The organism is Nonomuraea sp. NPDC049607 (assembly GCF_040675375.1).
Classification (GTDB): Bacteria; Actinomycetota; Actinomycetes; order Streptosporangiales; family Streptosporangiaceae; genus Nonomuraea.
Window position 1 is genome coordinate 834693 of record NZ_JBFAOV010000001.1, and the last position, 23314, is coordinate 858006.

Here is a 23314-nt window from a genome sequence, read left to right on the forward strand (position 1 = left end):
CAGAGTCCGCATTGGCCGCACAAGAATCATCCAGAACCGATACAAAGAGCTGTCAGATCTCCCGTAAAGGGGCTGATGCTGTCATGACGGTCACCTTCCACGTCCTCGGGCCGCTGGAGATCCGCTCCGGCGGCCGCCCTCTACGGATCTCCGGCGGCAAACCCCGCATGCTGCTGGCCACGTTGCTGCTGGAAGCCGGGCAGGTGGTCGGCGCCGACCGGCTCGCCGAGGTGCTCTGGCCGGGGCGGCCCCCGCGTTCGGCCCTGGCCAACGTCCGCACCTACGTGAGCGCGCTCAGGTCCCAGCTCGGGCCGGTCGGCCTGCGCGCCGCCGGGGCGGGCTACACGATCGACGTCGCGGACGACGCCCTCGACCTGCGCCTGTTCGAGGAGCTGACCGGCCGCGGCGAGTACGGCCACGCCCTCGCGCTGTGGCGCGGCGCGCCGCTGAGCGATCTGCCCGGCAGCCCGGTCTGGGACCGCCGGATCGAGCACCTCCACCGGCTGCGGCTGCGGGCCGCCGAGTGCCTGATCGAGCGGCGGCTCAAGGCCGGCGACCACGACGGCGCGGCCGACGAGCTGCGCGGCCTGCTGGCGGAGCATCCCTACCGGGAGGACCTGTGGGGCCGGCTGCTGCTCGCCCTGCATCGCGGGGGCCGCAAGGCCGAGGCGCTGCGCACGTACGCGGCGGTCCGCGACCAGCTCGTGGACGAGCTCGGCGTCGAGCCGGGGGCGGAGCTGCGCGGTGCGTACGAGCTGATCCTGGCCGACGAGGGACGCGCGGCGCCCGCCGTGCCCCGGCAGCTCCCGCCCGATCTGCCGGACTTCATCGGCAGGGCCGCGCCCCTCGCCGCGCTGGGCGGGACGTTCTCGGTCGCGGTGATCTCCGGCCCGCCCGGCGTGGGGAAGTCGGCCCTGGCCGTGCACGCCGCCCACCGCCTGCGCGCGGCCTTCCCCGCCGGCCAGCTCTACCTGGAGCTGGGCGGCAGGGCGCCGGGCGAGCTGCTGGCCGAGGTCCTGCGGGCGCTCGGCGTGACCGGCGCGCCGCCGACGCCCGGCGAGCGGTCGGCGCTGTTCCGGTCGCTGCTGGCCGAGCGCCCGATGCTGGTCGTGCTGGACGACGCCCGCGACGCCGCCCAGGTAGGCCCGCTGCTCCCCGGCAACGAGAGCGCCGTCATCGTGACCAGCAGGCGGCGCATCACCGAGTTGCCCGGCGCGCTGCGCGTCGAGCTCGGCGAGCTGTCGCCGGAGGAGTCGCTGACGCTGCTCGGCGGCGTCGCCGGGGCCGGACGGGTGGCCCGCGAACCGGCCGACGCCCTGGCCGTCGTGACGCTCTGCGGCGGGTCGCCGCTGGCGGTCAGGAGCGCCGGAGCCCGGCTGGCGGGCCGGCCCGGCTGGTCGCTGTCGGTGCTGCGCGAACGGCTGGAGGAGGACTGGCTGGCCGAGCTGAAGGAGGTGCGGGGCTGCCTCGACGCCGGTTACCGCAGGCTGCCGGCGGAGGCTGCCCGTACGCTGAGCGCGCTCGGCGTCCTCGGGCCCGCCGCCGGGGCGCAGCCGGGCTGGGTGGTGGACGCCGCGCTCGGCCGGCACGGCGCGCACGACGTCACCGACCTGCTCGTGGACGTCCACCTGCTGGACCCGGTCGGCACCGACGACGTGGGCCAGCCGCGCTACCGGGTGCCCGACCTCGTCGGCAGGCACGCGCGCGAACGCGGCCCCGACCGTGCCGCGCTGGCCCGGGTGCTGGCGGCCTGGACGGCGACCACCGAGCACGCCATGGCCCGCCTGCCCACCACCGTCTTCAGCCTCACCGCGGCCAGGGCGGCCAGGTGGCGGCTGCCCGCGCGCACGCTCGACCGGCTCACCGCCGACCCGATCAGCTGGTTCGAGTCCGAGCACGAGGCGCTGGCCGGAGCCGTGGACCTGGCGGCCGAGCTGGGCCTGGCCGAGTCGGCCTGGGGGCTGGCCGCCGCCATGGTGCCCTACCTCGATCTGCACTGCCACCTCGGCACCTGGCGCCGTACGCACACCGTCGCCCTGGCCGCCGCCCGCGCCGCCGGCGACCGGTACGGCGAGGCCGCCATGCTCAGGGGCCTGGCCCAGGTCAGCCTGTACCAGGACCGGTACGAGGAGTCCGCCGAGGGCTTCACCCTCTCCCGCCAGATCTTTCACGAACTGGGGGACGTCAGGGCCGAGGCGACCTCCGTCTGCGGGCTCGGCGCCGTGAGTCAGTTCCGCGGCCGGCACGTCCGGTCGCTCGCGCACCTGCGCCGCGCGCTGGCCATGTTCGTGGCCTCGGACGACCGGCACGGCGAGGCGTTCGCCCACCAGGCCATCGGACGGGCCTGCCTGAACTCGGGCGACCTCGTCCGGGCGGCGGAGTCGCTCGGCGAGGCCATGCGGCTGGCCCAGGAGCTCGGGGACGCCCACCGGGAGGGATGCGTGTGCCTCCAGATGGGCCACCTGCACCAGGCGATGTCGTTCCACCGGCACGCTTTGGAGATCTTCGAGTCGCTCGGCGACCGCCACTGCGGGGCGTACGCGCTGCAGAGCCTGGCGGGTCTCCAGGCGGCGCGCGGCGACCTGACCCGCGCCTCGACCGGCCTCGAACGCTCGCTGGAGGTCTTCCAGGAGCTCGGCGACCGCAGCGGCGAGGCGGCGGCCACCCAGCTACTCGGGGAGCTGCACCGCTCGGCCGGGCGCACCGGCCTGGCCCTCGACTACCTCAGGCACGCCAGCGCCCTGCGCCGCAGCCTGCCGGCCTGACGAGGGTGTCACGGGCCGGAGACCAGCCGGCGGACCAGCCGCCGCAGCCGCGACTGCTGCAACGGCACGCCCTGGAGCGCGTCGAGCGCCTCGGCCGCGCTCGGCCGCTTGGCGGGAGCGTGGTCGAGCATCCGGCGCACCACGTCGGGCACGTCGGGACCATGGGCGTCGGCGCTGGTCGGGAGTTCCCCGGTGAGCAACTGGTAGGCGATGGCCCCCGCCGCGTAGACGTCGGACGCGGTGGTCATCCGGTCGGGACGCTCCTGGCACTCGGGCGCCACGTAATGGGCGTCGAGCACGTTGCCCAGCTCGTGGGCGACCGTGTAGTTGCGCGGCCCCGGCTTGGCGTAGTCGAACCCGGTCAGCACCGCGTGCCCGTCGTCGGTGACCAGCACGCACCCGGGCGTGAGCGCCCGGTGGACGACGCCGTTGGCGTGCGCGTGCGCGAGCCCGCGCAGCAGGTCCTGGATCACGCCCAGCCTGGCCCCCTTGCCCAGCGACAGGTGCAGCGCCTCCCCGTGGACGTCGTCGAGCACCAGCACGAACCGGCTCTCGTCGTCGATGGCGAAGAAGTCGCGCGAGCGCACGACGCACGGGTGGGGCGGGATGCGGGCGAGCGACTGGTAGGCGTTGGCGATGCGCTGGCGCTCGGCGGCCCGCGCCTCGTGGTCGGCCAGCGGGTCGGCCTGGTAGACCCGCAGCAGCACGGTCTCGCTGCCCGGCAGGGTGGCGTTGAACGCGCGGTACTCGGTGATCTTGGCGTCGCCGCCGAGCTGCTCCTCGACCTCCCAGTTGCCGAACCTGGGCGGCGCGGTGCTGCGGCGCACGGTCTGGTTGAGCGCGTCGAGCACCGCCGTCAGGTAGGGGCGCGCGTCGGGGCTGCACCCCCGCCTGACCCGTGAGACGTCGCCCAGCGTGGCGACCAGGCCGGGCAGGTCGGTGACGTTGGGCGCGTCGCGGCCGGCCTGGTCGACCAGCTCGGCGTCGGGCGAGGTGAGCACGACCAGGCTGTCGACGTAGACGCGTTCGAGCTGGGTGGCCCTGGACACCAGCAGGCCCTTGAGCGCCTTGGCCGTGCCCCGCAGCTTGGTCACCGGCGAGCCGAACGCCTCCCTGCGCGGCGGGTACCAGCGGGTGCCCGACACCTCGATGCGCCCGCGGGTGCCCTTGACGTCGACGACCACGAGCGAGTGGCCGGTCAGCACGAGCAGGTCGACCTCGAACACGTCGTCGCCGCGGGGGACCTCGACGTTGTGGAGCAGCAGCCAGTCGGCGGGGGCGTGGTCGCGCAAGTAGGAGATCACGCGCCGTTCGGCGTCGTTGACCGGCCGTCCTCCGCCGACGATCTGTGCCATGGCGCCTATCCTCCCACGGTTCTCTGTTGACAACATGCTGTCGAAATGACAGTGTGTTGTCATGAAGGGAATCATTCACCACGCCGTCTACGACACCTTCGCCGACTGGGAGACCGGGCACGCGACCGCCCATCTGCGCAGCGGGCGCTTCCAGCGTGAGCCGGGGGCGTACGAGGTCGTCAACGTCGGCCTGACCGCCGAGCCCGTCGTCAGCATGGGCGGCCTGCGGGTCGCGCCCGGCCTCGCGCTCGACCGGCTCACGCCCGAGGGCAGCTCGCTGCTCATCCTGCCGGGCGCCGACCTCTGGGACGCGGGGGACGAGCTGGCGCCGTTCGCCCGCAAGGCCCGCGAGTTCCTGGAGGCGGGCGTGCCGGTGGCGGCCATCTGCGGCGCCACCGCCGGCCTTGCCCGCGAGGGCCTGCTCGACGACCGCGACCACACCAGCGCGGCGCCGCCGTACCTGATGGCCCAGCAGGGGTACGCCGGCGCCGGGCGCTACCGGGAGGCGGACGCCGTCCTCGACGGCGACCTGGTCACCGCCGGGCCCACCGAGCCCGCCGCCTTCGCCAGGGAGATCTTCCGCCGGCTCGACATCTACCGCCCCGACGTCCTCGACGCCTGGTACCGCCTGTTCGGCAAGAGCGACGCCTCGGCGTTCGAGGTGCTGATGGCCGCATGACCCCGAGCACCACCCCCGACCCCGGCAACCACGCGGACGTGCCGGATGGGGATGTGGCGGCTGAGCTGTTGTCCGGGCTGGCGCTGGCGTCGTTCCGGCTCAACGGCCAGTTCCTGCACGTGGCCGAGGAACTGGCCAAGCCGGCGGGGATGACCGCGGCCTGGTGGCAGGTGCTGGGCGCCGTCCTGGGGGAGCCGCTGCCCGTGGCGGGGATCGCACGGGTGATGGGCATGACCCGGCAAGGGGTCCAGCGGATCGCGGACCTGCTGGTGGAGAGGGGCCTCGCCGAATACCGGCCCAACCCCGCCCACCGCCGCGCCAAGCTGCTCCAGCCGACGGACGCGGGCCGCGAGGCGATCGCCGGAATCGTCCCGGGCCACCGCGACTTCGCCGCCCGCCTGGTGGAGGTGCTCGGCCTCGACGCCACCCGCGACGCCCTGACCGCCCTCCACCACCTCACCGCCGCCCTCACCCACCTCACCGACGCCTGACCTCCCCGCTCTGCTCTTCGGCCCCGGGCCGGTTCCGCTCTCCGGGCCCGGGGGAGGAGGCGGGCCGTCGCCATTCCCCGGGGCCGAACGGGAACGTGCCCGCGCGGAGCGCGGCCGCCGGGGAAACCGGCTCGACCGTCGTCCAGTAATGGCGGAACACCCTCCAATGGCTGGTCGGAGCATCGCCACCGAGGCGACCACATGGATAACCACGACGGTCTTGCGGATATCCGTCCGCATTGCACTCGTCCGATCTCCGGATTCGCCGAACTCAGGCCGCGCCGTCACCCCTTTGTTCGCCCCGGACGTCCGCCCATGGATGGCGCCCCAGGTACGCCGTTCGGCGTAGGCCGTTCATCAAGTTTCGGGTGATCGTTGCCTAAACGGCAGTGCACGAACGCCCCAACCTCGCCGCCGGAAGGCCAAAAGAATCCCGTTCGCCGGGCAGCGGGGCCGGGATATATGCAGTCCCCGGTCGATGAGCGCGGAAACCGATCCCCAAGAAATCGAGGCGTCCCCTTGACCTTCGTTAGGCCAATCCAGGTTGCGATTTTCGCTGCCTGCCGCGATGGTTATTTGCGGCACCTCACAGCCCTGCACAAACGACCATGGCGCACAAATTCGGCGCCGATCCATGGAGGAAAGCAAACATGATCCGTCGCATTCTGGCCGGTGCAGCTATCGCGGTCACCGCTCTCGGCTTCTCCGTCTCCGCCGCGTCCGCCGACGTCGGCCCCAACCCGTACAACAACGGGCAGAGCATCCTTAGCCAGCTGAGCATTCTCGACGACCTGACGGCGCTGAACGATGTCGCCAACGACTCCATCAAGTACATCGACATCCTCACCCTGCTGCACCTGAACGACATCGAGGCCAACGTCCTCAACAACCAGGACGACTACGGCGACAACAACTGAGCCTCCTCACATGGCGTAGGCAGGAAGACGATCGGCGTCTCGCGGACAATGCCGCCGAGCCGCCCGGCCAAGGTCGGCTTCCTGGTGCCTTGAGGTGGACCGAAAGTACGCGCCGTGGCATTTCGCGAGGCCACGGCACGGGCTTGGTGCGCACCGAGCTCTGAACGCCTCGCGGCCCGGGTCGATCACTGCAGGACGACCTGGGCCGCGGGGCTCGTTCGTACCCGCGCCGAGCCGGCGGACCCGGCCTAGGCGTCGGAACGACCCGGGCTCGGGCGTACGACGCCCAGGAAGTGCGGCCGCTCCAGCGCGTCGAACCGTACGGATTCGCCGCTGAAGGGCGCGTGCACGATCTGGGTGCCGTCCACCGCGAGCGCCACGTGCTCAGGACCCGGGGTGTCGGCGTCACTGTCGTAGAACACCAGGTCCCCGGGCTGGATCTCCTCCCGCGCTATCCGGATCCCGGACCTCCACTGCTCGTACGTCGTCGTCCCGATGGCCACGCCGGCTCGCGCCCAGGCGTACTCGGTGAGACCCGAGCAGTCGAACCCCCAGGTCTTGGCCCCTTTTCCGATCCCGAAGCCGGGACCGCCCGGCCCGCCGCCGCCCCACGTGTACGGGACGCCGATCATCTCCACCGCCGCCCTCAGCGCGATCGAGCCCGCCGCCGACCGGACGGCCACGGCCTGCGCGCGGCACCCGTGCGGATGGCATCCGGCGGCGCCATACGCGGGAAACGAATGAAAAACGCACAGGCTGATGTGCGCCAATGCTATTGCCAGCAACCGCAGTAGTCCGTTCATGGCATATTAGGCACCCCCGCGGGACAGGCCATGCCGCCGTTACGGCACGGCGTTTCAAGCGACTTCTTCCGATTACCTTCTCCGGGAGTATGGGGATAAAACAGCCCGCCGCATCCGACGAGTCACGATATTTCCGGGCATTTCGGGACGACTATCTCCCGATCGACGGCCAAAGGAATAAGTGCGGGTACTTGACTTTGGCTTAGCATATTCCCCTTGCGGGCCACCGTGATCCCACGAGATCGTTATTCGCGAAATTCCTGCCACTCGGGAGGCGGGTAATAAATGATGACGCGCACCGCTGCGCCGATTCCGATGAAAGGGAAGTAAAAATGATGCGTCGCATTCTCACCGGTGCAGCCATCGCCGGCGCGCTGTTCGGGTTCACGACCACGAGCGCCTCGGCCGACGTCGGCCCCAACGCCTACAACAGCGGCAAGGCCATCCTGAGCCAGCTGTCCATCCTGGACGACCTGACGCTGGCCAACGACGTCCTCAACGACTCCGTCAAGTACGTCGACGTCCTCACCGCCCTGCACCTCCAGGACATCGAGCTCAACATCCTGGACGCCCAGAGCCACTACGGCGACAACAACTGAGCAATCGCTGATCGGCGGCGGCCCGTCCGTGCGCCCGTCAGGCTGACCTGAAGGCGTTCCGACAGCCACGACCCCTCGTGGCGGCACCTTGCCGGAACGCCGCCGGATCGGCCGCGACGGGACGCGGGCGAGCCCCGCCGCGAGGACGGTCCGAGGCCGGCCCAGCCCTGCGTGCTGGGCCGGCCTCGTTCGTCCGCGAAGACCGGAGAGCGGGGTTCAGAGACCGGAGATCAGGCCCCGGAGGGGGCACTTCATCATTGGGCTGCAATTCGGTCATTTTTGCCTGAACATCCCATAGTGAAACATAATTCGTGTAACCTGGTTTCGGGTTAATCGTCAGCGCGGCGAAAGGCGCCGTGACCTCCTCAGGGCGGCCAGGACGGCCGGGAGGAACCCTGACGGTCATCCCACCGGCAACCCCCTGGTCCATAGCTGTTGGGGGGTGCGCACGTCGTGAACGATCTCGAAGAGCGGCTGCTCTATCAGGACGGGCAGCTCAGCATCACGCTGCGGGTCGCCGCCGGCGCCCCGGCCGTCGCCCTGGCGGGGGAGATCGACGTCACCAACAGCCCCGCGCTCGCCAGCACGCTGTCCGACTCGCGCGGGGGCAGCACGTACATCGACGTCGACACCGGTGAACTGACCTTCATCGACCTGTCCGGGCTGCGGGTGCTGGCGCTGCCCGCGCTGCCCCCGGACCAGCGGTGGATCCGCCTGCACAACGTCACGCCGCATGTGCGGCGGCTGCTGCGCATGATGGGCTGGTTCTACGCCCCGCGCCCGTACGACGTGCCGCTGTAGACGCCGCTGTAGAGCAGGGTCGCCGCCGACGTGCCCAGCCCGTGGGGACCCGACAGCCGGAAGACCGGCGGCCGGTGGTGCCGCCGCAGGGACGGCTCGTCGTAGCGGAAACAACCGCGATGCCAGTTGAGTATGCCGCTCAGCCAGTGGCGGCAGTCGGCCAGATACGCGTCGAGCACCCCCCTCGCCGCGCAGTCGAGCCCGAGGTCGTCGCACAGGACCGGCAGCTCGTGCGCGGCGATGTGCTGGAACTGCTTCATCCGCGAGGTCAGCAGGTCGTTGACGATGCCCAGCGCCGCCGGGTAGTCGCAGTCGAAGAAGCTCTGGACCACCAGGACGCAGTTGTGCACCTCGCCCTCGAACTCGATCTCCTTCTGGTACGAGAAGATGTCGTTCATCAACATCCCGCAGTCCATGACCGCGTTCTCCAGCGCCCGCATCGGGCCGCTCTCGTACAGCGCCTCGGGCAGCGTGTGCGCGTGCCGCAGCCGGCACAGGCTCATCGTCAGCTCCGAGCCGAAGGTGAGCCGGCGCATCTCCAGGTAGTCCACCGGGTCGGGGATGTGCCCGGCCGCCTCGTTGCCCAGCTCCCAGAGCCAGCCTTCGCACATCGTCACGACCGACCGGCGCAGCCGCGCGCGGGCGGCGGGCGGCATCGGCCCCGCCGTACGGGCCCACACGTCGGCCAGGCCGCGTTCGAGCGCGCTCACGGGCGGCGGCACGGGCGTGCCGTCCAGCGGCATGAACGCCGAGAGCCTGGACACCGCGACCTTGGCCGCCGCCAGGTTGCCCGACCGGCCGAAGACGACGGGGAAGTAGTCGTCGCCGTAGGTGCCCCAGCACAACCAGGCGGAGGCCAGGTCCAGTTCCTCGGGGGTGGCGTCGGGATGCAGGCCCGCGGCGCACAGCGGCAGGTCGTAGTCGGCCAGCTTGTCGGCGTCCCAGACCGCCGAGCCCGCGACTCCCGGCTGGGCCTCCAGCAGGCCCATGGACGCGCACCAGGCCGCCGCGTGCCGCCGGGCCCGGTCGAGGTGGGGGGAGAGGCGCAGCTCGAAGGGCATGTACAGCTCGGGAATGCGCGAGGGGCCGACCGGCTGCCGCCCGGCGTGGGCGAAGTTGCGCAGCCGCTTGGCCCCGGTGCCACTGATCAGCGACTTCATGCCGAGCGGCCGGGCCGTCGTCGCGCCCTCGTTCATGTAGCGGCTCGACCGCAGGTGCCACTCGTGACCGCCCGACTGCCAGTCCTGCAACCCCTTGACGTAGGCCAGCACGCCCACCGCCGACAACGGGTCGACGGCGTGCTCGACGAAGAGCGGGCCCAGCTCGCCCAGCGCGGTGTGCTCGAACTGCTGCATGCGCGAGGTGAGCAGGTCGTTGACGGCGTCGGCGGCCTCCTGCGTCGTGCACCCGAGGAACGTCTCCAGCACCAGCACGCCGTTGCTCAGCTCGCCCTCGTCCCTGACCTCCCGCTCGTAGGAGAACAGGTCGTTGCGCAGGTGCACGGCGTCGGAGAAGCTGTCCTTCAGCACCCGCAGCGGCCTGGTGCCGGCCAGCCGGGCGGGGATCTCGGCCCGCACCGCGTGCTCGACCAGCCCGGCCGACCAGGGCGCGCCGCCCACCTTGCGGCGCATCTCGATGTACTCGACCGGGTTGGCGATCCGGCCCTCGTTGATGTTGGACAACTCCCAGATCGACTCGTTGAGCAGGTGGCGGGTGCTCTCGGCGAACCGCCGCCGCCAGTCGGCCGACATGCCCGGCACCGTACGCCGCCACAGGTCGGCCAGCCCCGCCTCGACCGGGTTGACCGGCTCCGGCATGGACAGGTCATCGCCCATCGGCATGAACGCGGGCAGCCGGTCGAGGTGCCGCTTGCCGCCCCGGAGGTCGCCGGTGCGCTTGAAGACGTCGAGGAAGTGGTCGTCGAAGAAGAACACCCAGACGTACCAGTCGGTGATCAGGCACAGCTCGGTGCCGTCGCAGTCGGGATGGGTGTAGGCGCACATCAGCGAGTAGTCGTGGCCGTCGAGGTCGGCCTCCTCCCAGACGCCCGAGCCCTCCAGCATGCCCATGTCGCGCGCCCACTGCTTGGCGTGCGTACGGGCCTCCTCCAGGTTCGGATTGAGCCGCGCCGGATACGGCATGTAGAACTCGGGCAGCTCGAACGGGTGTGCCATCAGCTCGCGACCTCCACGTCTTCAAGCACCCCGAGCGCGTCGGGCACCAGGACCGCGCACGAGTAGTAGGCGCTGACCAGGTACGACATGACCGCCTTCCGGTCGATGCCGGTGAGCTTCACGCTGAGCCCCGGCTCCCGCTCGTCGGGGACGCCGGTCTGGAACAGGCCCACGACGCCCTGGTCCTTCTCGCCGGTGCGCATGCACAGGATCGACGTGGTGCCCGCCCGGCTGATCGGGATCTTGTCGCACGGCAGGATGGGCACCCCCCGCCACGACTGCACGGGGACACCCTCGATCTCGGCGGTGTCGGGATAGACGCCCCTGGCGCTGCACTGCCGGCCGAAGGCCGCGATGGCCCGCGGATGGGCGAGGAAGAACCGGGACTTCTTCCTCCGGCTGACCAGGTCGTCGAGGTCATCGGGCGTCGGCGGCCCGGACAGCGTGCGGATGCGCTGGCTCGGGTCGACGTTGTGCAGCAGGCCGAAGTCGCGGTTGTTGACCAGCTCGCGCTCCTGCGACTCGCGCACCGCCTGCACGGTGAGCCTGAGCTGCTGCTCGGTCTGGTCCATCGGGTCGCTGAACAGGTCCGCGACCCGGGTGTGCACGCGCAGCACGGTCTGCGAGACGTTCAGCTCGTACTCGCGCGGCCCCGGGTCGTAGTCCACGAACGTGCCCGGCAGGGTGTGCTCGCCCCGGTGGCCGGCCGCCAGGTCGATGGCCGCCTCACCGTGCTTGGTCTGGGGGGCGGCCCGCCGGGCGCGGTGGCGTTCGAGCTGTTCGAGCAGGGCGGGCGCGCTCTCGGCCAGCGCGCGCAGTTCCCCCCACGGCAGGGCCAGCACCGTGCACCTGGTGCCGGCCTCCAGCGTGTCGTGCCGTACGGCCCGTTCGCCCGGCGGCTCGGTGCCGGTGTGGTCGCCCTCGCCGAGGGTGCCGAGCACCAGGCGGTTGCCGTAGTCGCCCGGCTGGTACCTGGTGACCCGGCCGTCGGCGACCAGGATGATCTCGTCAGCCGGCCGTCCGGCCCGTGCGATCGTGTCGCCGCGGGCGTACTCCCGCTGCTCGAACAGCCCCGCGAGGGTGTCGAGCAGGCGGTCGTCGTCGAGCCCGTGGAGCGGCGGCAGCTCGGTCAGGCTCGGGGGCACCACCCGTACCCGGGCGCCGGTGCGCGAGAAGCTCACGCGGCCACCGCCGACCACGTAGGTGAGCCGCCGGTTCACCCGGTAGGTGCCGGCGGTGTCCACCCACGGGAGCATCCGCAGCAGCCAGCGGGAGGAGATCTCCTGCATCTGCGGAGGCGTCTTGGTCGTCGTGGCGAGCTTCCGCGCCGCGGCGGTATCCAGGCTCAGCCGCTGATCCGACTCCGTCAACTCAACCACCACCAATTCTTGGACCGGACGGACGAAAGGGGCTGCTAGCCGTTCCTGCCGAGCTCGACGTCCTCCAGGACGCCGAGCGCGTCGGGCACCAGGACGGCGGCCGAGTAGTAGGCGCTGACCAGGTAGGAGATGATCGCCTTCTCGTTGATGTTCATGAAGCGCACCGAGAGGCTGGGCTGGTACTCGTCGGGGATGCCGGTCTGGTGCAGGCCGACGACCCCCTGGTTCTCCTGGCCCGTACGCATGAGCAGGAACGACGTGGTGCGCTTGCCCGTGACCGGGATCTTGCTGCACGGGAAGATCGGCACACCCCGCCAGGCCGGGATGCGGTGGCCGTTGACCTCGCTGGCCTGCGGGTAGAGGCCGCGCTTGCTGCACTCCCTGCCGAACGCGGCGATGGCCTGCGGGTGCGCGAGGAAGAAGGCCGGCTCCTTCCACACCACGGCCAGCAGGTCGTCGAGGTCGTCGGGCGTGGGAGGGCCGGAGCGGGTGCGGATGCGCTGGCTGAAGTCGGCGTTGTGCAGCAGGCCGAACTCCCGGTTGTTGATCAGCTCGTGCTCCTGCCGCTCGCGCAGGGCCTCGATCGTGAGGCGGAGCTGCTGGTCGAGCTGGCTCATCGGCTGGTTGTACAGGTCGGAGACCCGGCTGTGCACCCGCAGGACGGTCTGGGCGACGCTCAGCTCGTACTCGCGGGGCGACTGCTCGTAGTCCACGAACGTGCCGGGCAGCGCGACCTCGCCGGAGTGGCCCGAGGACATGTCGATCGCGGCCTCGCCGTAGGCGTTCTGGGCGTGGTCGCCGGAGGCGCGCCAGTTCTGGAGGTGCTCGCGCAGCGCCGGCGACTGCTCGGCGAGCTGCTCGAAGGTCTGCCTGGACAGAGTGAGCACGGTGGTGTGCGTCTTGGCCGTGGCGGTGAAGTCGTACGTGCCGCCGCCGACCAGTGCCTGCTCGCCGAGGTGGTCGCCGTCGGCCAGGACGCCGAGGTTCTGCTCGTCGCCGTAGGCGCCCTGCCCGACCTTGCCGACCCGGCCGTGGGCGATCAGCACGAGCTGGTCGGCCGGGTCGTCCTCCCTGACGATGGCCTCGCCCGGCTCGATCTCGCGCTGCTGGAAGCGGTCGGCCAGCGCTTCCAGCACCTCCATGTCGTCGAAGCCGCGCAGCATGGGCAGCTCGGTCAGCTCGGCCGGGATGACCCGCACGTCGGAGCCGGTCGTGGAGAACGTGATGCGCCCGTCGCCGAGCGTGTACGTCAGGCGCCTGTTGACCCGGAACACGCCACCGGAGCACTGCACCCACGGCAGCAGCCGCAGCAGCCACCTGGAGGTGATCTCCTGCATCTGCGGTGGCGTCTTGGTCGTGGTCGCGAGCTGTTTGGCGGCCTCGGTACTGAGGCTGAGCTGTCCGTTGCCGTTCACGGGCGCGCTGGAGTCGGTGGTTTCTGTCATGGTGCACCGCCAATCTCGGTGTGGGGTCTAGCCGGGGTTGCGGGAGGAACGGAGTTCCAGGGGGAGGGAGAAGGTGAGCGTCTCCTCGGTCACGGTCACGGTCTCGACGTCGGTGAAGCCGTGGCCGGCGAGCCAGTCGAGCAGGTCGTCGACCAGCACGTCCGGCACGGACGCGCCGGAGCTGACCCCGACCGTCCGCACGCCGCCGAGCCACCGGGGATCGGCGTCGGCGGCGCGGTCGACCAGGTGGGCGGCGGGGGCGCCGGCGTGCAGCGCGACCTCGACCAGCCGCTGGGAGTTGGAGGAGTTGGCCGAGCCGACGACGATGACCAGGTCGCACTCGGGGGCGATCCGGGTGATCGCCTCCTGGCGGTTCTGGCTGGCGTAGCAGATGTCGTCGCTCGGCGGGTCGGCCAGGTGCGGGAACCGGTCGCGCAGCTCGGCGACGGCGCCCATGGTCTCGTCGACCGAGAGGGTGGTCTGCGACAGCCAGCTCATGCGCGCCGCGCCGTTCGCGGTGACCTCGTGGGTCCTGGCCGGGTCGACGACGTGGATGCGGCCGGGCGCCTCGCCGACCGTGCCCTCGACCTCCTCGTGCTCGGCGTGGCCGATGAGCACGATCTCGTGGCCGGCCTCGGCCAGCCGTACCGCCTCCTTGTGCACCTTGGTGACCAGGGGGCAGGTGGCGTCGATCGTGCGCAGGCCGCGGCGCCCGGCCTCCCGGCGGACCGCGGGGGAGACGCCGTGGGCGGAGAAGATCACCAGCGCGCCGTCCGGCACCTCGTCGAGCTCGTCGACGAAGACCGCGCCGCGGCTGCTGAGATCGGCCACCACGAACGTGTTGTGCACGATCTGCTTGCGCACGTAGACCGGTGGCCCGAAGCGCCGGAGCGCCTCCTCCACGGAGATGATCGCCCGTTCGACGCCCGCGCAGTAACCGCGCGGGGCCGCGAGCAGTACGCGTCCCATCGGAAAGCCCCCTACTTGGTACGGTGCGCGAGCTGGTCGGCCAGGACGGACAGCGCGCTGCCGGCCTCGGGCCCGATCGGCGCCCGTGCCAGGGCGGCCGTGGCCTCGCCCACGCGTTCGTCGATCATCGACTCGACCTGGTCGAGCGCGCCCGTGTCGATGAGGATGGTGCGCAGCCCGGCGGCCTGCTCCTCGGTGAGGCCCGGGTTGCCGTGCCAGGCGCGCAGGTAGTCGAGCTGCGCGGGCGAGGCGTGCGCCACGGCATGCGCGATCATCACCGTGTGCTTGCCCTCGCGCAGGTCGTCGAGCGCGGACTTGCCGGTCTCGGCCACGGAGCCGAACGTGCCCAGCACGTCGTCGCGGAGCTGGAACGCCTCGCCGAGCGGCACGCCGAACCGGGAGAAGGACTCCAGCAGCTCGGCGGAGGCGCCGGCCAGGGCGCCGCCGATCTGCAGCGGCCGCTCGACGGTGTACTTGGCCGTCTTGTAGCGGATCACCGTCAGGGCCTCCGTCACGCTCGCGCCGGCGCGGAGCTGGGCGAGGATGTCGAGGTACTGGCCGCTGATGACCTCGGTGCGCATGGCGTCGAAGAGGTGGTGGGCGGCGCGCAGGCGTACGGGCTCGACGCCGCACGACGACAGCAGGGTGTCGGACCAGGCCAGGCTGAGCGTGCCGAGCAGGATGCCGCCCGCGTGCCCGAACGCCTGCGCGGACGGGCCGTCGTGGAGGTCGGCGAGGTTCCGGTGGATCGTCGCCCGGCCCCGGCGCAGCTCGCTGCCGTCCATGATGTCGTCGTGGATGAGCAGCCCGGCGTGGCACAGCTCCAGGGCCGCCGCGGCGCTGACGATCTCGTCGCAGTCGGCGCCGCCCGCGCCCCGCCAGCCCCAGTAGCACAGCAGGGGACGGATGCGCTTGCCGCCGCCGAGGATGAACTCGGTCAGCAACCGGTAGGCCGTCTGCACGTCGGGATCGGAGACGGGCGCCCGCCAGGTCTCAAGGAAGTCGGCGAGGCGTCGCTCGATCCGCGATCCGAGGTAGTGCTGCGTGAAGCTCACCGGCATCCGCTCGGCTCCTTCTTGTCGGGACGCGCGCTACCAATAGTTACTACTTGAATACAGAGCGTGTAAAGTGTCTTGGGCTTTCAACTATCTTTTTGGCTCACCTGCAACACCGTCAGGGGATGTCATGACGAGCCTGTTGCCGTACGTTTCCACTCCCCAGGACCTGCGCGCCCTGCCCGCCGAGCTGCTGCCCGGCCTGGCCCGCGAGATCCGCGACTTCCTGGTCGACAAGGTGAGCGCGCGTGGCGGGCACCTGGGCTCCAACCTCGGCGTCGTCGAGCTCACGATCGCCCTGCACCGCGTGTTCGACTCGCCCGGCGACGCCATCGTCTTCGACACCGGGCACCAGGCGTACGTCCACAAGATCCTCACCGGGCGGCGCGACTCCTTCGACGCGCTGCGCTACCGCGGCGGCCTCAGCGGCTACCCGAGCCGGGAGGAGTCCGTCCACGACCACGTCGACAACTCCCACGCCTCCGCCGCGCTCGCCTACGCCGACGGCCTGGCCAAGGCGCGCCTGCTGGCCGGCGACGCGGACCGGGCGGTGGTCGCCGTGGTCGGCGACGGCGCGCTCACCGGCGGCATGGCCTGGGAGGCGCTCAACAACCTGGGCGTGGCCCGCCACCGGCCGGTCGTCGTCGTGCTCAACGACAACGCCTGCTCCGGCAGGAGTGCGGGCCCGGGCAGCACATCGTCAACCTCGGCCTGCCGCGCGAGTTCGTCGAGCACGGGAGCCGGGCCGGGTTGCTCGCCGAGGCCGGGCTCACCGGCCAGGGCATCGCGCACACCGTCAGAAGGGAGTTGGACAGGTGGCCGCTGTAGATCTCGGACTGCCGGTGCGTCATCGGGCGCGCAGGGCGTCCAGGCAGGTCATGGTGGGGTCCGTGCCGGTGGGGGGCGACGCGCCCGTCTCGGTGCAGTCGATGACGACGACGGTGACGGCCGACGTCGACGCCACGTTGCGGCAGATCGCCGAGCTGACGGCGGCGGGCTGCCAGATCGTCCGCGTCGCCGTGCCGACGCAGGAGGACGCCGACGCGCTGCCGGCCCTGGCGCGCAAGTCGCAGATCCCGGTCGTCGCCGACATCCACTTCCAGCCGCGTTACGTCTTCGCCGCCATCGAGGCGGGGTGCGCGGCCGTCCGGGTCAATCCCGGCAACATCAGGAAATTTGATGACAAGGTAGGTGAGATCGCGCGGGCCGCGTCCGACGCGGGGGTGTCCATCCGCATCGGGGTCAACGCCGGCTCGCTCGACCCCCGGCTGCTGGCCAAGCACGGCAAGGCCACACCGGCCGCGCTGGTGGAGTCGGCGCTGTGGGAGTGCTCGCTGTTCGAGGAGCACGGCTTCCGCGACATCAAGATCTCCGTCAAGCACCACGACCCGCAGGTGATGACGGCGGCCTACCGGATGCTGGCCCGTAGCTGCGACTACCCGCTGCACCTCGGCGTCACCGAGGCCGGGCCGCTCATGCAGGGCACGATCAAGTCGGCGGTGGCGTTCGGGATCCTGCTCGACGAGGGCATCGGCGACACGATCCGGGTCTCGCTGTCCGCGCCTCCGGTGGAGGAGGTCAAGGTCGGCATCGGGATCCTGGAGTCGCTGGGGCTGCGGCGGCGGAGGCTGGAGATCGTCTCCTGCCCGTCCTGCGGGCGGGCCCAGGTCGACGTGTACGGGCTGGCCGAACGGGTGACCGCGGCCCTCGACGGCTTCCCCCACCCGCTGCGGGTGGCGGTGATGGGCTGCGTGGTCAACGGGCCGGGCGAGGCCAGGGAGGCGGACCTGGGCGTGGCCTCGGGCAACGGCAAGGGCCAGATCTTCGTCAGGGGCGAGGTGGTCAGGACCGTCCCCGAGTCGCGGATCGTGGAGACGCTGGTCGAGGAGGCCCTGCGGCTGGCCGGAGAGGCGTCCTGACGGGCGCGGGGAACGCATCGGCCGGGCGATGTCCCTGACGGAGGAGTGGGACATAGCCCGGCCGCGCGGTCCAGGTCGTGAGGGGGTATCTCCGCCTGGACGTCTAGAGGGTCAGACGCGCTGCCACAGAGCCGGCACGTTCGGCGGCTCCCAGCCCGGCTGAGCGGTGTGCCCCTGGAGGCAGCGGTACGACGAGCCGCCGTACGTCACCGTCGCGCCGGCGGCGTACGTCGTGCCCGCGGCCCACGTGCCGCCCGGGACGGTGGTCGTGACGGTCGGTGTGCTGGTCGGGCCGGGGCCGCCGCCCTGGGTGGCGAGGGTCAGGCCGTAGGCGGACAGGATCTCGTTGACCGGCTGGAAGTACGTCGTGCCGCCCGAGCTGCAGTTGCCCGAGCCGCCCGAGGTCACGCCCTGGGCCTGGTCGCCGGAGATGAACGAGCCGCCGGAGTCGCCGGGCTCGGCGCAGACGTTGGTCCGCGTCACGCCGGAGACGGTGCCCTCCTGGTAGGTGACGCTGGCGTTGAGCTGCTGGACCGAGCCGCAGTGGTAACCGGTGGTCGATCCGGCGCGGCAGACGGCCGAGCCCACCTGGGCCACGGTCGAGCCGCGTACGGGCAGGATGCCGGCGCTGTAGCCGTACACCACGCCGGTCGGGGTCCACTGGCCGTTGACCTCGACCCAGGAGTAGTCGTTGCCCGGGAAGGACGAGCCGCGGAAGGTGCCCATGGCGACCCGGTTGGAACCGGACGTGCTGGACCCGGCGGTGCCGCAGTGGCCGGCGCTGACGAAGCCGCCCTGCGAGCCGGCCTTGGTCACCGAGAAGCCGACGGAGCAGCGCGTCCCGGAGCCGATGTAGTAGGCGTCGCCGCCGCGGACGTCGTAGAAGAGCGTGGGCTTCTCGGCCGAGCGCACGACCTGGACGGCGGAGGCGTCCACGCCGCTGGCCTTCACCCAGGCGGCGGCCTTGGCGGGGTTGGAGCTGAGGACGACGACGGTGTTGTTGACGACGTCCACGTACCAGACGGGGGCGGTCTTCGGGGCCTTGGCCGACGCGCCGTCGAGCTTGGCCTTGACCTGGTCGAGGCTGCTCAGCGAGCGGGTCACCACACGGGCCTGCACGCCGGCCGCGGCGATGGCGGCCACCTGCGAGCTGTCGGTGGTGGCGGTGACCGGGGTGGAGGTGGGGCCGGTCACCCAGGAGCCGGCGTAGGAGGCGCCTAACCGGGCGCGCAGGGTGGGTTCGAGACCGGCCGCCGCGGACTCGTTGACCAGGCGGGCCTCGGCCTGCTGACCGGTGATGCCGAGGTCCCGGCTCATGGCGTCGACCAGGCCCTGAGGGGGGTCGGCGACGGCCTGGGCGTTGGCCTGGGCGATGGCGTAGGGGGTGTCGTCCTGTGCGGTGGCGCCCTTGGCGGCGAAGGCCAGGGCGGGGACGCTGATCATGGTGACCGCGAGCGCGATGCCCGCCGTCACGGTCTTCCTGGGGAGCATGTGCATGTCTCCTCGCGTACAGGGGGGTGTCTGCACGGTACGGGTCCGAATACGAGGAGTGGTCGTCCCAAAAGACCCCTATCACGGTGTTATGGGGGAAATCGTTTGGAGCGTTATGTGGGGGTATGCGGCATTTATGCCGTCCGAATCCCATCTGGAGGCGTCATGAAGGCCGTCACCTGGCACGGCAAGCGCGACGTACGGGTCGAGGAGGTCCCCGACCCGGCCATCAAGGAGCCCAACGACGCGGTGATCCGGGTGACCAGCACCGGCATCTGCGGCTCGGACCTCCACCTGTACGAAGTGCTCGGCCCGTTCATGGCCGAGGGCGACATCCTGGGCCACGAGCCCATGGGCGTCGTCGAGGCCGTCGGAGCGGCCGTCACCGACATCAGGCCCGGCGACCGCGTCGTCATCCCGTTCAACATCTCCTGCGGCCACTGCCACATGTGCGGCCTGGAGCTGTACGCGCAGTGCGAGACCACGCAGGTCAAGGAGCAGGGCATGGGCGCCGCGCTGTTCGGCTACACCAGGCTGTACGGCCAGGTGCCCGGCGGCCAGGCCGAGTACCTGCGCGTGCCCGAGGCCCAGTTCGGCCCGATCAAGGTCCCCGAGGGCCCGCCGGACGAGCGCTTCGTGTTCCTGTCCGACGTGCTGCCGACCGCCTGGCAGGCCGTCGACTTCGCGCAGATCCCGGACGGCGGCAGCGTCGCCGTCTTCGGCCTGGGCCCCATCGGCCAGATGTGCGCCCGCATCGCCCGCCACCTCGGCGCCCGCGTGATCGGCGTGGACGGCGTCACCGAACGCCTGGAGATGGCCCGCCGCCACGGCATCGAGGTCGTGGACGGGAGCGAGACCTCTGACGTGCCCGGGGCGATCCGCGAGCTCACCTCGGGCCGCGGCACCGACTCGGTGATCGACGCCGTCGGCATGGAGGCCCACGGCTCCCCGGCCGCCAAGATCGCCCAGACGCTCACCGGGCTGCTGCCGGACGCGGTGGCCGCGCCGCTGATGTCCCACGCGGGCGTCGACCGGCTGGCCGCGCTCAACCAGGCCATCGACACGGTCCGCCGCGGCGGCGTCATCTCCGTCATCGGCGTCTACGGGGGCATGACCGACCCGATGCCGATGTTGCGCATGTTCGACAAGGGCGTCACGCTGCGCATGGGCCAGGCCCACGTGCGGCGGTGGATCAACCGGCTCATGCCGCTGGTCACCGACGACTCCGACCCGCTCGGCGTCATGGACCTCACCACCCACCGCATGCGGCTGGACGAGGCGCCGCAGGCGTATGAGATGTTCCAGAAGAAGGCGAATGGTGCGATAAAGATCCTGTTGCAGCCCTGAGCAGGGGTTTCGCCGTCCGGAGCACGGGCAGCGGTGCATGCATGAGAGTCGTGGTGGTCGGGGCTACCGGCAACGTCGGCACGAGCGTCGTACGCGCGCTCGCGGCGGATGACAACGTGACGTCGATCGTGGGCGTCGCCCGCCGCCTGCCGGGATGGCGCATCGACCGCACCGAGTGGCGGCAGGCCGACGTCGCCACCGGCGACCTCTCGCGCATCTTCGACGGCGCCGACGCCGTCGTGCACCTCGCGTGGCTGTTCCAGCCCACCAGGGACCCGGCCGTCACCTGGCGGGCGAACGTGCTTGGCAGCATGCGGGTGTTCCGCGCGGCGGCCGAGGCCGGGGTGCCCGCGCTGGTCCACGCGTCCTCGGTCGGGGCGTACTCGCCGGGCCCCAAGGACCGGCCGGTGGACGAGAGCTGGCCCACGCACGGCTGGCCGGGCGCCGCGTACGGCCGGGAGAAGGCGTACGTCGAGCGGGTGCTCGACGTCTTCGAGCACGACCATCCGGCGATCCGCGTGGTGCGGATGCGACCGGGGTTCATCTTCCAGCGGGCGGCGGCCAGCGAGCAGCGCCGCCTGTTCGCCGGGCCTTTCGTGCCACGCGGGCTCTTCCGGCCCGGCCGCATCCCGTTCGTGCCCGACGTGCCCGGACTGCGGCTTCAGGTCCTGCACGCCGACGACGCCGCCGAGGCGTACCGGCTGGCCGTGACCAGGACGGTGTCGGGGGCCTTCAACCTGGCCGCCGAGCCCGTGCTCGACCCCGCCGACCTGGCCAAGCTCCTCGGCACCCGGACGATGCCGGTCACGCCCTGGCTGGCCAGGACGCTGATGTCGGCCGGCTGGCACCTGCGGCTGGTGCCCGCCTCGCCGGGGCTGCTCGAACTGGCCCTGCGCATCCCCGTCATGAAGACCGACCGGGCCAGGGACGTCCTGGGCTGGCGGCCGCGGCACTCCTCCTGGGACGCCATGCGCGAGCTGCTGGACGGCCTGCACGACGGCGCCGGCATGGAGACCCCGCCGCTCAGGCCCGACGGCGGCCCGGTGGGCCGGGCCAAGGAACTGGCCACGGGAGCCGGCGGCCGTCCCTGATCCGGGGGTGTAACGGCGCCGGACCGGGGAAGGGGACCGGTCTCTACGCAAGGTCCAGAGGCGTGGCCTGCGTGTCGTGACGACACGAAGGAGTGCCATGGCCCTTCTGCTGACCCAGCCCTTCACCCTCCACGACGTCACCAAGCTGCGCCGCGCGGTCGCCGAGCAGGCCGGGAGCAGCGGGCTGCGCGACGGCCGGCTGGAGGACTTCGTCCTGGCCGTGCACGAGAGCGTGGTCAACGCCGTGGAGCACGCGGACGGACGCGGGCATCTGACGTTGTGGACGGTCGACGGGGTCATCCGCTCGGAGACGGCGGACCAGGGGGCGGGCATCCCGCAGGCGTACCTCGACGGCGCCGTCCGGCCGTCCGACCTCTCCTGCACCGGCCGCGGGATCTACCTGATCCGGCGGTTGTGCGACCTGGCCGACTTCCGTACCGGGCCGGACGGCACCACGGTCCGGCTCACCATGCGCCTGCCGCACGCGCCCGCCCTCCCGCGGACCATGAAGCGGATCAGGGTCACCGGGGGCGGCGGGCCGTCCGGGCGCTTCCAGGGCTGAGCGCGGGCGCGCCCGACTGCCCCGCCGCGGCCCCGGGTAGGCTCGGCAGGAGACGGAAGGGGCCACTACGTGAGCGGCGGAAACATTCCCCCCGAGATCATCTCTCCGGTCCGCCGCATCGGGCGGCGGGAGTTCGATTTCCAGCGCCAGGTCGCCATCATGGCCATCGTCAACCGCACCCCCAACTCCTTCCACGACCAGGGGAGCACGTACGAGCTCGACCGCGCGGTCGCGGCCTGCGTGCGGGCCGTCGAGGAGGGGGCCGACTGGGTGGACATCGGCGGGTTCGCCTTCAGCGCGGCCCAGGCCGCGATCGGCGTCGAGGAGGAGATCAAGCGCGTGGTCCCGGTGATCGCCGAGGTCAGGGCCGCGACCGACGCCGTCATCTCGGTCGACACCCACCGTCCCGAGGTCGCCAGGGCGGCCCTTGCGGCCGGCGCCGACGTCATCAACGACACCAACGGCCTGCGCGAGCCCGGCCTGGCCGAGGTCGCGGCCGAGACCGGCGCCGGCGTGATCGTCACCCACAGCCTCGGCGGTCCCGGCAGGAGGGTCTTCCGCCCGAGCTACGACGACGTCGTCGGCGAGGTCGCCGGCTTCCTGCGCGAACGGGTCGCCTTCGCGCTCAAGGCCGGCATCGCCCCCGACCGGATCATCATCGACCCGGGCCACGACCTGAACAAGAACACCTTCCACTCCCTGGAGCTGACGCGGCGGCTGGAGGAGATCACCGCGATCGGCTACCCCACCCTGGTCGCGCTGTCGAACAAGGACTTCATCGGCGAGACCATCGACCGCCCGCAGGGCGAGCGCAAGGAGGGGACGATCGCCGCGAACGTCGTCTCCATCCTCAAGGGCGCCCGGATTCTGCGGGTGCACGACGTGGCCGCGACGGTCGCGTCCGTCCGCATGACCGAGGCCGTGCTCGGCTGGCGGACGCCGGTCGCGCCGAGCCACAATCTGGCGTGAGAGGAGCCGCGTCCTTGACCGATCGCAAGCCGGTGGGCATGCCGTTCGAGAGCTGGGTCGACAGGCAGATCCGCGAGGCGACCGAGCGCGGGGAGTTCGACGACCTGCCCGGCGCGGGCAAGCCGCTGCCCGGCCTCGACCGGCCGCACGACGAGATGTGGTGGATCAAGCAGAAGCTGGAGAGCGAGGGGCTGTCCATGCCGCTGCCCCCGACGCTGGCGCTGCGCAAGGAGGCCGAGGAGGTGCTGCGGCAGGCCCGCGGGGCCAGGTCCGAGACCGAGGTGCGGCAACTGCTCGAAGAGGTCAACGAGAAGATCCGCGACGCGATCAGGAAGGGCCTGCCGGGGCCGCCGCTCAACCTGATGCCCTTCGACGTCGAGCGTGTCGTGTCGGAGTGGCGCGAGAGCCGCTGAGCGGCGCGGCCGATGGGGAAGGGGCCCGGGCTCCGGACTTCCGGATGGACCAGTTGCCGAGCGACGGCCGGCTCACCGACCTCGGCGGCT

The 23314-nt window shown here is 71.6% G+C and carries 20 protein-coding genes and 1 pseudogene; 13 read left to right on the forward strand and 8 right to left on the reverse strand.

What is annotated here, in order from left to right:
• Positions 1 to 83 precede the first annotated feature (83 nt).
• Positions 84 to 2765 (forward strand): BTAD domain-containing putative transcriptional regulator, encoded by a 2682-nt coding sequence (locus tag AB0J97_RS04125; RefSeq protein ID WP_364084165.1) that lies wholly within the window; start codon positions 84 to 86, stop codon positions 2763 to 2765.
• A gap of 8 nt (positions 2766 to 2773) precedes the next feature.
• Here AB0J97_RS04125 and AB0J97_RS04130 read toward each other — a convergent pair whose 3' ends face one another.
• Positions 2774 to 4120 (reverse strand): NERD domain-containing protein, encoded by a 1347-nt coding sequence (locus tag AB0J97_RS04130; RefSeq protein WP_357702340.1) that lies wholly within the window; start codon positions 4118 to 4120, stop codon positions 2774 to 2776.
• Positions 4121 to 4181: 61 nt separating this feature from the next.
• Here AB0J97_RS04130 and AB0J97_RS04135 point away from each other — a divergent pair, with 61 nt between their 5' ends.
• The 3 genes from AB0J97_RS04135 (at position 4182) to AB0J97_RS04145 (ending at position 6207) form a co-directional block, all read left to right on the forward strand.
• A complete protein-coding gene (locus AB0J97_RS04135) occupies positions 4182 to 4799 on the forward strand; it encodes a DJ-1/PfpI family protein (protein ID WP_364084168.1) in 618 nt (205 codons plus the stop codon).
• Entirely contained in the window at positions 4796 to 5290 is a 495-nt protein-coding gene (locus tag AB0J97_RS04140; protein ID WP_364084171.1) for a MarR family winged helix-turn-helix transcriptional regulator, read from the forward strand. Before AB0J97_RS04135 ends, AB0J97_RS04140 begins: the two co-directional genes overlap by 4 nt.
• Positions 5291 to 5940: 650 nt before the next feature.
• Positions 5941 to 6207: a hypothetical protein gene (locus AB0J97_RS04145; protein ID WP_357702346.1), complete on the forward strand. Its 267-nt coding sequence runs from the start codon at positions 5941 to 5943 to the stop codon at positions 6205 to 6207.
• A 248-nt stretch (positions 6208 to 6455) separates the two neighbouring features.
• Here AB0J97_RS04145 and AB0J97_RS04150 read toward each other — a convergent pair whose 3' ends face one another.
• Positions 6456 to 6890 carry an NlpC/P60 family protein gene (locus AB0J97_RS04150; RefSeq protein ID WP_357702348.1) on the reverse strand — a complete coding sequence of 145 codons (435 nt, stop codon included), beginning with the start codon at positions 6888 to 6890 and terminating at the stop codon, positions 6456 to 6458.
• A gap of 452 nt (positions 6891 to 7342) precedes the next feature.
• Between AB0J97_RS04150 and AB0J97_RS04155 the strand changes: the two genes are divergently transcribed.
• Both AB0J97_RS04155 and AB0J97_RS04160 read left to right on the forward strand, forming a co-directional pair.
• Positions 7343 to 7609 (forward strand): hypothetical protein, encoded by a 267-nt coding sequence (locus tag AB0J97_RS04155; RefSeq protein ID WP_357702350.1) that lies wholly within the window; start codon positions 7343 to 7345, stop codon positions 7607 to 7609.
• Positions 7610 to 8062: 453 nt separating this feature from the next.
• Positions 8063 to 8410, forward strand: a complete 348-nt coding sequence (locus tag AB0J97_RS04160) for an STAS domain-containing protein (RefSeq protein WP_364084175.1) — start codon at positions 8063 to 8065, stop codon at positions 8408 to 8410.
• Here the strand turns inward: AB0J97_RS04160 and AB0J97_RS04165 are convergent.
• Genes AB0J97_RS04165 through AB0J97_RS04185 form a run of 5 tightly spaced genes read right to left on the reverse strand, consistent with a single transcriptional unit; the run spans position 8377 to position 15432 of the window.
• Positions 8377 to 10584: a terpene synthase family protein gene (locus AB0J97_RS04165; protein ID WP_364084178.1), complete on the reverse strand. Its 2208-nt coding sequence runs from the start codon at positions 10582 to 10584 to the stop codon at positions 8377 to 8379. The genes AB0J97_RS04160 and AB0J97_RS04165 overlap by 34 nt on opposite strands.
• On the reverse strand, positions 10584 to 11954 hold the full coding sequence (locus AB0J97_RS04170) for a family 2B encapsulin nanocompartment shell protein (protein WP_364084249.1): 1371 nt from the start codon (positions 11952 to 11954) through the stop codon (positions 10584 to 10586). The genes AB0J97_RS04165 and AB0J97_RS04170 overlap by 1 nt, the downstream gene beginning before the upstream one ends.
• A 44-nt stretch (positions 11955 to 11998) precedes the next feature.
• A complete protein-coding gene (locus AB0J97_RS04175; protein WP_357702356.1) occupies positions 11999 to 13408 on the reverse strand; it encodes a family 2B encapsulin nanocompartment shell protein in 1410 nt (469 codons plus the stop codon).
• 27 nt (positions 13409 to 13435) lie between these two features.
• Positions 13436 to 14377, reverse strand: coding sequence for a 4-hydroxy-3-methylbut-2-enyl diphosphate reductase (locus AB0J97_RS04180; RefSeq protein WP_364084181.1), 942 nt, complete (start codon positions 14375 to 14377; stop codon positions 13436 to 13438).
• 11 nt (positions 14378 to 14388) lie between these two features.
• Positions 14389 to 15432, reverse strand: a complete 1044-nt coding sequence (locus tag AB0J97_RS04185) for a polyprenyl synthetase family protein (protein ID WP_364084184.1) — start codon at positions 15430 to 15432, stop codon at positions 14389 to 14391.
• 130 nt (positions 15433 to 15562) lie between these two features.
• Between AB0J97_RS04185 and AB0J97_RS04190 the strand changes: the two are divergent.
• Both AB0J97_RS04190 and ispG read left to right on the forward strand, forming a co-directional pair.
• Positions 15563 to 16111, forward strand: a pseudogene (locus AB0J97_RS04190) (1-deoxy-D-xylulose-5-phosphate synthase N-terminal domain-containing protein); the annotation flags it as partial.
• 136 nt (positions 16112 to 16247) lie between these two features.
• Positions 16248 to 17351, forward strand: coding sequence for a flavodoxin-dependent (E)-4-hydroxy-3-methylbut-2-enyl-diphosphate synthase (ispG, locus tag AB0J97_RS04195; RefSeq protein WP_364084187.1), 1104 nt, complete (start codon positions 16248 to 16250; stop codon positions 17349 to 17351).
• A gap of 111 nt (positions 17352 to 17462) precedes the next feature.
• On the opposite strand, the gene AB0J97_RS04200 is transcribed toward ispG, so the two are convergent.
• Positions 17463 to 18842 carry a carbohydrate-binding protein gene (locus AB0J97_RS04200; RefSeq protein ID WP_357702366.1) on the reverse strand — a complete coding sequence of 460 codons (1380 nt, stop codon included), beginning with the start codon at positions 18840 to 18842 and terminating at the stop codon, positions 17463 to 17465.
• Positions 18843 to 19007: 165 nt separating this feature from the next.
• Here AB0J97_RS04200 and AB0J97_RS04205 point away from each other — a divergent pair, with 165 nt between their 5' ends.
• From AB0J97_RS04205 to AB0J97_RS04225, 5 genes are all read left to right on the forward strand, one after another.
• A complete protein-coding gene (locus AB0J97_RS04205; RefSeq protein ID WP_357702367.1) occupies positions 19008 to 20189 on the forward strand; it encodes a zinc-dependent alcohol dehydrogenase in 1182 nt (393 codons plus the stop codon).
• A gap of 41 nt (positions 20190 to 20230) precedes the next feature.
• Positions 20231 to 21280, forward strand: coding sequence for an NAD-dependent epimerase/dehydratase family protein (locus AB0J97_RS04210; RefSeq protein ID WP_364084192.1), 1050 nt, complete (start codon positions 20231 to 20233; stop codon positions 21278 to 21280).
• A gap of 97 nt (positions 21281 to 21377) precedes the next feature.
• A complete protein-coding gene (locus tag AB0J97_RS04215) occupies positions 21378 to 21842 on the forward strand; it encodes an ATP-binding protein (protein WP_364084195.1) in 465 nt (154 codons plus the stop codon).
• A gap of 69 nt (positions 21843 to 21911) precedes the next feature.
• Entirely contained in the window at positions 21912 to 22811 is a 900-nt protein-coding gene (folP, locus tag AB0J97_RS04220; RefSeq protein ID WP_364084198.1) for a dihydropteroate synthase, read from the forward strand.
• A 14-nt stretch (positions 22812 to 22825) separates the two neighbouring features.
• Positions 22826 to 23224, forward strand: coding sequence for a DUF1992 domain-containing protein (locus AB0J97_RS04225; RefSeq protein ID WP_364084201.1), 399 nt, complete (start codon positions 22826 to 22828; stop codon positions 23222 to 23224).
• The last annotated feature ends 90 nt before the right edge of the window (positions 23225 to 23314 follow it).